The organism is Caballeronia choica (assembly GCF_001544535.1).
Lineage (GTDB): Bacteria > Pseudomonadota > Gammaproteobacteria > Burkholderiales > Burkholderiaceae > Caballeronia > Caballeronia choica.
Genome location: NZ_FCON02000234.1, coordinates 1 through 7,930 on the forward strand (window position 1 = coordinate 1; position 7,930 = coordinate 7,930).

Annotated in this window: 6 protein-coding genes and 2 pseudogenes; 4 read left to right on the plus strand and 4 right to left on the minus strand. The window is 59.3% G+C overall.

Going from position 1 to position 7,930, the window contains the following annotated elements:
- Window positions 1–97: 97 nt before the first annotated feature.
- Window positions 98–904 (minus strand): transglutaminase-like domain-containing protein, encoded by an 807-nt coding sequence (locus AWB68_RS40710; protein ID WP_087649830.1) that lies wholly within the window; start codon window positions 902–904, stop codon window positions 98–100.
- Window positions 905–1,926: 1,022 nt separating this feature from the next.
- Between AWB68_RS40710 and AWB68_RS40720 the strand changes: the two genes are divergently transcribed.
- From AWB68_RS40720 to AWB68_RS40735, 4 genes and pseudogenes are all read left to right on the plus strand, one after another.
- Window positions 1,927–2,124, plus strand: coding sequence for a hypothetical protein (locus AWB68_RS40720; RefSeq protein WP_087649831.1), 198 nt, complete (start codon window positions 1,927–1,929; stop codon window positions 2,122–2,124).
- Between the two features lie 51 nt (window positions 2,125–2,175).
- A pseudogene (gene rpoD / locus AWB68_RS40725) lies at window positions 2,176–3,976 on the plus strand (RNA polymerase sigma factor RpoD).
- A 354-nt stretch (window positions 3,977–4,330) separates the two neighbouring features.
- Window positions 4,331–4,534 (plus strand): cold-shock protein, encoded by a 204-nt coding sequence (locus tag AWB68_RS40730; protein WP_087649832.1) that lies wholly within the window; start codon window positions 4,331–4,333, stop codon window positions 4,532–4,534.
- A 326-nt stretch (window positions 4,535–4,860) separates the two neighbouring features.
- A complete protein-coding gene (locus AWB68_RS40735; protein ID WP_087649833.1) occupies window positions 4,861–5,163 on the plus strand; it encodes an H-NS histone family protein in 303 nt (100 codons plus the stop codon).
- Window positions 5,164–5,247: 84 nt separating this feature from the next.
- On the opposite strand, the gene AWB68_RS40740 is transcribed toward AWB68_RS40735, so the two are convergent.
- From AWB68_RS40740 to AWB68_RS40750, 3 genes and pseudogenes are all read right to left on the minus strand, one after another.
- The gene (locus tag AWB68_RS40740) at window positions 5,248–6,537 is read right to left on the minus strand and encodes a hypothetical protein (protein WP_087649834.1); all 1,290 of its coding nucleotides are present in this window, start codon (window positions 6,535–6,537) and stop codon (window positions 5,248–5,250) included.
- Window positions 6,538–6,973: 436 nt separating this feature from the next.
- A pseudogene (locus AWB68_RS40745) lies at window positions 6,974–7,540 on the minus strand (extracellular catalytic domain type 1 short-chain-length polyhydroxyalkanoate depolymerase); the annotation flags it as partial.
- Window positions 7,541–7,627: 87 nt separating this feature from the next.
- On the minus strand, window positions 7,628–7,930 hold a 303-nt coding region (locus tag AWB68_RS40750; RefSeq protein ID WP_374729658.1), incomplete at its 5' end, for a transposase domain-containing protein.

Sequence of the window (7,930 nt, forward strand, 5' to 3'; positions counted from 1 at the left end):
AACGTTCTCGAAGAAGATCAAATGTCCGCAACTGGTACAGTGAAACGTCTTCATCGCGGACGAGTCGTGAACGATGTTGCGGCGATCGAGAAAATCATCAGCCGGGCTCGCATATCACCTTGAATTCAACTAAGGCGGCGTCTCCGAACGTCATACTGATCGGAACGTCCGTCGCATCGCGGCCACGCGCCATGAGCACGCGGCCGGTACGCGGTGCGTTATTGCGAGGATCGAAGGTCTGCCACACGCCTCCGAGGTACGCCTCGAACCACGCACAGAAATCCTGGGCCGCGTAGGGCGGGGGAAGATTGACGTCGCTGATATAGCCCGTGCAGTATCGCGCGGGAATATTCATGGCCCGGCACAGTGCGACCGCCAAGTGAGTGAAATCGCGACACACGCCGATGCCTTCCTGGTGGGCTTCGAACGCCGTCCTGGTAGGGCGTGCCTTTTTGTAGTCAAACTTGATATGGGCGTGAACATAGTCACAGATCGCGAGGACCCGGGCGCGCCCTTGAGGAAGGCTGCCGAACATCCCCCACGCGATATTCGAGAGTAGGTCCGTTTCGCAGTAGCGACTGCCTAACAGGAATTGAAGGCAATCGTCGGGGAGTTCCTCAACGGGATGCCGATGGCCGTCAGCGGGATAGGTTTCCGGGGTGCCAGGCACCTCGAGCACCCCTTCGGTCGAGACCCGCAAAGATCCATGAGAGGGCGTGACGATGCGTGTGCACAGGTTGCCAAACGCATCATAATAGTGCGTGAACGCTAAGGGCGGGTCGAACGAAATGCGGTCGGCCATGACGACTTTGTCTGCCATCGATGGATGCGTGTTCAACATGAGCACTGCTGGTGTAGCATGCGGACAGGAATAGGTCAACTGGAAGCCAACGCGGAGTTTCATGTAACAGGCACTCGATGCTGTGGGCTGAATTGGACGCGCGGATCTTCCGCGGGTCCGACGGAGATGCGTCAGTAAGACGCTCGGTGTTCCGACTACTTCTGGACTCGGTGTTTCAGCTCTCTCTCGGGTATTCCTTCGGGGCGGGATCCGAACCGCTGTTCGACCACAGTACGCCCATCAAAAAACTTGCAACAGCGACGAGCGCCAAAGTGCCGAGCGGACTTTCGGTGGCTTTGTCCCGGACGACCGATGCGGTGTCAGCATAGAGTTGCTGCACCTTGCCGCCCAGTTCACGCGCCTTACCCTTAAGCTGCGTCGCGGAGTCGCCACAATGTCGCCTATCGTGTCCTGTACTTTCCCGGCGACGTCCTGAACCGTTCCTTCTGCTTTTGTATCCATCTCAACCTCCATGATTGTTGATATCGTGCCGTGCGCGTCGGCATGCTCGTTGCGCAACGGCTGTACCTAACGCAACCGCGCGGACGAGTAATTGCATAAACGGGCACCTATCGAACACGACGGCTCTGGAAAATAAGCATCATTTCCCTGCGAATATGTCGAAATGTGTAGAAAACACTTTTCAAGGCGTCGCTTCTTTATGCGATCGGACGTGGCGCGATACCTGACGCAGGTCGTCGGAAACGCGTGCCCGGCGACCGGATCCAAGCGTTTAACGACCACGGTTCGCGACACGCTCTTTCCGTGCGTGAGTTTCGCTCGTTCTGGCGATGCTTCGTCGGACGGATGCCCGAGCTTGATTGGTGCGGTTCGATTGAGCCAGTTTGCGTCAGTGACCAATGCGAGACCACCACATTGCGATCCTTGCGTTTTTTTCATCGGTTCGCTGACGTCGGGTTCTGGGTTTCGATGCGAAGAGATCCTTGCGGCTCGGCTGAGCTGGATTCGTTGGCGCAGAAGAGCATGGCGATTACACAACAACGCGTCGACGTGGTCCAACTGGCTACCGGATAGAGGGCCTCGAAGATCAACGGCTCATCCGTCTATTATCGCGTCATCTTGCCGTGCACACCGCAGTCCCGGACGGCGCAGGCCACTTTCGGTTTCGCTTCGATGCCGGCGTCGGCCTGCGGTTCGCGCTACCAATCTGGCTCGACGTGGATCTATTGCACGTCTGGGACAAGATTGAATGCCCGGTGCTCATCCTGGGCGGCCAGCACTCCGACTTACTGGCGCGGAGCACCGTGGACGCCATGCTTTAAGCGTGGCGCGGCGTCGAGGAGCGGCACGGTCGCCACCTTCGAGCTTTCGGACTGCGGCCACGCGCCGGCCCACCCAACACGGCCGCATCCGCGCGGAAAGCTCCGGGTCGGCGCGCGTCGAAGGGCAAGACAGTCGCGGTCTTGCTGCCGATGGACCCCGCGTCCATGGCGTTGCAGGACGAGGAACGGCAGCGCCCGATGCGCGCACTCATTCAGTTGGGCAGGGAGCGCGGCTACCTGACCCACGCGGAAATCACCGATCATTTGCCGACAACTTTGCGGAGACCGCGGCGATCGAAACCATTGTCAGCACGTTCAATGACATGGGCGTAGCGGTCTACGAGCAGGCACCCGATGCCGAGACGCTGCTCCTGAACGACACGGCGCCCGTTGCCGTATCGGACGACCAGTCTGATGAGAAGCGGAAGTCGCGCTCTCGACGGTCGACTCCGAATTCGGCCGCACCACCGATCCCGTGCGCATGTACATGCGCGAAATGGGCGGGACCGAATTGCTGACGCGCGCAGGCGAGGTCGAGATTGCGAAACGCATTGAAGACGGTCTTCACGAGATGATTCAGGCGATTGCGGCCTGCCCGGCGACGATCGCGACGATCCTTGCGAGTGCGGAGCAGGTAGCGGCCGGTGAACTACGCATCGACGAACTGGTCGACGGCCTTAACGAAAGCAACGCAGAGGACGACCCTTCGGCGTCAGATTCGGCTACTTCGCAGGACGTCGACGCGGACGCTGCCGACACCGACGATGTGGACGCCGATGACGACAACGGTCTCGAAGCAGCGGATACGAACAAGGCGAACGAAGCGCGCCTGAAACAGCGAGCGACAGCCTCGCTATCTTTGCGCGAGTGGGTGAGTTGTTCGACCAAATTCCGCGTGCCGGCGCCACGGAAGGCAATGGAATAGCCGCCTTCGCGCGCCTGTGCAAGGAGATTCAACACGAACTCGCTCCCATCCGTTTCACGGCGCGAACCATTGACCGGTTGTGCGCCGATGTCCAGCAGCAGGTCGCACACGTGCGCACGATCGAGCGGCGCATTTTGCAGATCGCTGTGGACCGGTGCGGGATGCCACGTGAAGGTTTCGTCGAATCGTTTCCGGGTCACGAGACCGATCTTCAATGGACCGAAAACACGGCGGCGGCGTCGCGCGAATACGGCGCCGCGCTCGGATCTGATTCAGAAAGGCAACATCGGTTTGATGAAGGCGGTCGATAAGTTCGAATACCGGCGTGGCTGGAAGTTTTCGACCTACACGACCTGGTGGGTGCGCCAGGCCGTGATGCGTGCGCTTGCCGATCAGGCGCGCACGATTCGCGTGCCGGTGCACATGATCGAGAGGATCAACAAGCTGAACCGCATTTCGCGTGAAATCCTGCAACAGACGGAACAGGAAGCGCATCCGGCCGTGCTCGCCGAGCGCATGGAAATGCCGGAGGAGAAAATCCGCGGCATCTTGAAGATCGCGAAGCAGCCGGTCTCGCTCGAGACGCCATTGGGCGAAGATGCCGATGCGACGCTCGGTGACATGATCGAGGACCCAATGGCGTCGTCTCCCGCGGACGCCGCCGTGCCTGCCAACATGCGCGCCGCGATCGATGAGGCGCTCAATGCGCTGTCACCGCGTGAGGCGAAGGTGCTTCGCATGCGCTTCGGGATCGATACCGCGGCGGACTATACGCTCGAGGAACTGGGCAAACAGTTCGACGTCACCCGCGAACGGATCCGCCAGATCGAAAGCAAGGCAATGCGAAAACTGACGCATCCGAGCCGCGCCGACAAGCTAAGAGGTTTCTCGACCGTTAATCCGCGAACGCGCACATCGCCGGGTTGAGATGCATTGGATGACGAGGAGCGCCCGCGGTCGGATAGACCGGTGCGCTCGCCTCGCCGATTTCGCATCGGTGAATTTGCAGCTTCATATCGGCTGTCTGTTTTGCCCTTCGCCGTTCTTCCTGTGCGTCCGCGAAGGGGCCGAGGCGCCGGCACAGGTCGTGTCCGAGTGCATTCGCAGAGCTTGCTGGCGCCGGCGGACTACGAAGGTGAGCTTTTGCGGGGGCGATGCGAGCATCAGGGCAGATCCGGGTAGTCGGAGCGACGTTCGCGTGTTACAAGATTGATGTCGCGCATCGAATTCGACGCGCGGCGTGATCACTCAAAATGCATGACCTCTAGGAAAAATCAGCAGATGGCAACCGGTACCGTAAAGTGGTTCAACGACGCAAAAGGCTTTGGCTTCATCACACCGGATGACGGCGGTGAAGATTTGTTTGCGCACTTTTCTGAAGTAAAGGCGGACGGCTTCAAGTCGCTGCAGGAGAATCAAAAGGTCAGCTTTGAAGCGAAGCAAGGCCCGAAAGGCAAGCAAGCGGCCAACATCCAGCCGCTTTAAGCCCGTACGAGCGTCGGATCTGCTCGCTGCCGGATCCGGCGTAGAGTGGCACCTGCTCGTCTCGCCACCCCTCCAGAAGTATTACTCGCCGCCCTCACGTGTATGTGGTCTGGCGAGGCGAGCCGACGGGTTCGCCACTGAAGTGCGTGACATCATCTCGCCTGCACTTCTCCAGACAGCGCCTGTGTTGCTTCCGTAGCGCTACCCAAGACGCCTCCGATTGCCAATTAGCGTTCCGGGTAGTTGCGTTGGCGCGACGATGTTTTCAGATTACCCGTTGGCCCTCTACGCCGCGTCCCGATCGATCAAAGAGCAAATCTCCCTCAATGGAATTTAAGCAACCTAGCCTCAAAGAACTGCTCGCGCAGCGTCAAACGCTTCAGCAGCAGGTGACCGCGGCGCGCCAGCGCGAAGCAGAACTGGTCCTTGCCGAAATCGTGCGCAAGATGCGCGAATATCAAATTAGCCTCGCGGACCTGATGGGTCGGGAACACGAAAGCCAAGAAGTCACGACCACCCCTGTGCCGAAGTATCGCGATTTGCAAAGCGGCGCCACGTGGAGCGGTCGAGGACGGGCACCGCATTGGATTGTCGACAAGAATCGGGACGATTTTCTCGTGCGCGCCTAACGCCGGGTCTCTGGAAGCGCGACTCCCCTCGCGCGGTCGTAGCGGGCTATTGTGCTTTCACACCCGACCCATCGGCTCACCGATTCAAAGCGACACCGCTTGCTGCAATAGCTCCAAGGCTTTCAACTGGTCCAACCGGCCAATACGTGCTTTGCCTGCCAGCGTCTTGATCAGTGCCTCCGCTATCGGTTCGATACCGTCGAGATTTTCCAGGCTGGTCACGGAAGTGAAGGTGCGCTGCATCGGGTGAAGCTGCAGGGCTGCAGCGCCTGGGTTCTGTCCGAGCGTTGCCGGGAGCGAAGCGTCGCTTTCTCGAACTGAGCGACTAGCAAGCTCAGCGATGGGGTCGCTTGCATGATCTTGGTGGCTGACGACAGTCGCCTCTTCCTCGTGCGGGACACCTGCTGAGTCAGGTGGGCTTTCATCGGCACGCGTACTCGCTCGTTGTTCCACGTCGGATGCCCTACCGCGCGAAGTAGGAAGAAGCAAACGGGACACGGATTCTGGGATCTCTGCCTCCGAGCGCGGAGTGTCCAGCCATCCGGTTGGCAAACCCAGGCGCTCCGTGAAGCGATTCGCTTCCGCATCGTCCATGCGTTTCTTGCCGTACAGCCGATGGGCCATGTTGGACCCCGTAAGCCCCATGACCACACCAAGCGTCACTTTGGATCCCTTGCGGGTCGTGAGAACGTGAAGGTTGGTGCGCCGAATATTTTGAACAGCTGCGCTGCCATTTAAAGCCAGCGATTGCTGTGGGCTCGCCTTCGGAGAAGACTCGACGTTCGCAGTTGCGTCTTTTAGAGGGTTGCGAGCGCCTGGCTGCACAGCCGCATTTCTCTTCTGGACGACCGTTGGCGATCCGCCAGTTACTTTCTTTGGCATTTCTGGTTCCTCTGGCAGACGATCTTCAAATAATGGCTGTTGGCTGACTGTTGCGGCGGAAGCCGGCTTGTATATTTCGGATACGACTTCTGGTTCGTCATCCGGTTGAACAAAGTCCAATGGTGATTTCAAACGAGCGATGGTCTCGGGCGCGAGCACAGGATTGGGCTGATCAAAAAAGCCGTGCGGCAACCCAAGCGTGGTTTCCATGTGAAAGGCTGTCTCGGGCGTGAAGCGCTCGCCCTTGATCAGTTCCGCCACTCGCGTGAGGTTCGAATCCAGTCCTAACGCAATATTCTCTGCACCCACCGCATCGACCAGTAACTGAAACGATCGCGTCTTGAAAATGGAAGCAGTCTGAGCGGGGTCTCGAGCAGGAGGTCCCTTCACGTATGCTTGGACTTGTCGGTTGGATTGCGTTTTCTTAACGTGGCGCGCTTGGCGCTGGCCGTTGTCTCGAGATCCCGAGTACCGCCCGTGCGCTTGACTCATGAACTAGGGTCCCCGCTAATTGAACTGTAGTTTTTTGATTATAGACGAGGCAGTGTTGCGGTTTGATTCGCAAAAGCTCTACGTGCGGGACGAGCGCGCTTTTGTGGCAATCCGCAGTGCGGTCTGATCGACGTGCGGAATCCGCGGCCCGGAAAATGTTCATCATGTATGTCTGGTGGCTCACTTGATACATTCGCGCAGCGCGTTCGCGACCGGCAATGCATATGCTGCCTGCTACTGTCGGTGGTCTCCGGTTCCGGCCAATGCTCCGGCGCCAAATAACAGCACACGTTTTGTTCCGATCTTAACGATGGAGGTGTGATCGATGGCGGACGTCGCGGCAGTGCTGCGCGGTGGCTCAAGCTTAGTCGCGCCCCAAACCGTCAGGCGGCGAGACGAGCGACCCTCTGGCGGGCCGCAGTCAAAAGCGGGTGCTTCAATGGCGTCGCGGATGCTCAAGAAAGAAGCGGACCATCTCAGCGCTGGCGTTGGGTCCGGCGGGATCGGTGTAACTTCCCCGCTGGCTGCCGCCCGCCCACGCATGTGGTGCGCCGTGGATCGTCCAGAGTTCCGCATTAACGCCGCTCTCTGACTTTAACCGCTTGACGGTGTACCTGCGCCCGCCTTCTAAACCGTTGGGCACTTGGTTCTGTGTCGATGCCTCGACGCCGAAGTTACGCATGAGTTCCGTTGCATTGGAGAAGTGCACGGTTGCGTCGGCATCGCCGTGAAAGACGATGAGCGGACGCTTCGGTGTTTCCATCTCCAAAACGCCACCGCGGCTGACCTTCGCGGCTTTGCTTTTGCCGCCGCGCATCGCCGCTAGCGCCGACGGCAAATCGTGCGCACAGCCAACCGGGAGGCCCGAGTGGATCCCTGCCGCCGCATACAAATCGGGATAGGTATGCGCCATGATCGCCGCCATCGCACCGCCCGCCGATAGACCGGCAATGTACACGCGCTTCGGGTCCACGCTGTGGCTCGCCATCACGTCGCGTGTGATACGTATGCGTCGCGCCAGGGCCGTTGAGAATCCTTTGGACAAGCGTCGGAGAATGCGGCAGGCTAAGCCTGCCGCGGGCAGAAGGGATCAAATCAATGAAGGTGGAGATGGGAGCAGATGCTTCGCGACGTTCCAGGGCAACAGGTCGTCGATGCGGTTGGCCTGGTGATCAGCAATGTGCGTAAGCACATATTCCAGGTAGGCGCGTGGGTTGATGCCATTCAACTTGCACGAGCCGATCAAGCTATACATTGCGGCGGCTCGCTCGCCACCGCTGTCAGAGCCAGCGAACATGAAATTGCGTCGGCCGAGGGCGAGTTCGCATTCATTCTGCCCATATCGGGCAAGAAGTTGAAGTCCATTATCGTTGGCATGCGCTATATGGTCGCC

Excerpts from the sequence above, each read along its gene's own strand:
- AWB68_RS40730 (WP_087649832.1), top strand. The coding sequence starts at position 4,331 with ATGGCAACCGGTACCGTAAAGTGGTTCAACGACGCAAAAGGCTTTGGC.
- AWB68_RS40710 (WP_087649830.1), bottom strand. The coding sequence starts at position 904 with ATGAAACTCCGCGTTGGCTTCCAGTTGACCTATTCCTGTCCGCATGCT.
- AWB68_RS40735 (WP_087649833.1), top strand. The coding sequence starts at position 4,861 with ATGGAATTTAAGCAACCTAGCCTCAAAGAACTGCTCGCGCAGCGTCAA.
- AWB68_RS40740 (WP_087649834.1), bottom strand. The coding sequence starts at position 6,537 with ATGAGTCAAGCGCACGGGCGGTACTCGGGATCTCGAGACAACGGCCAG.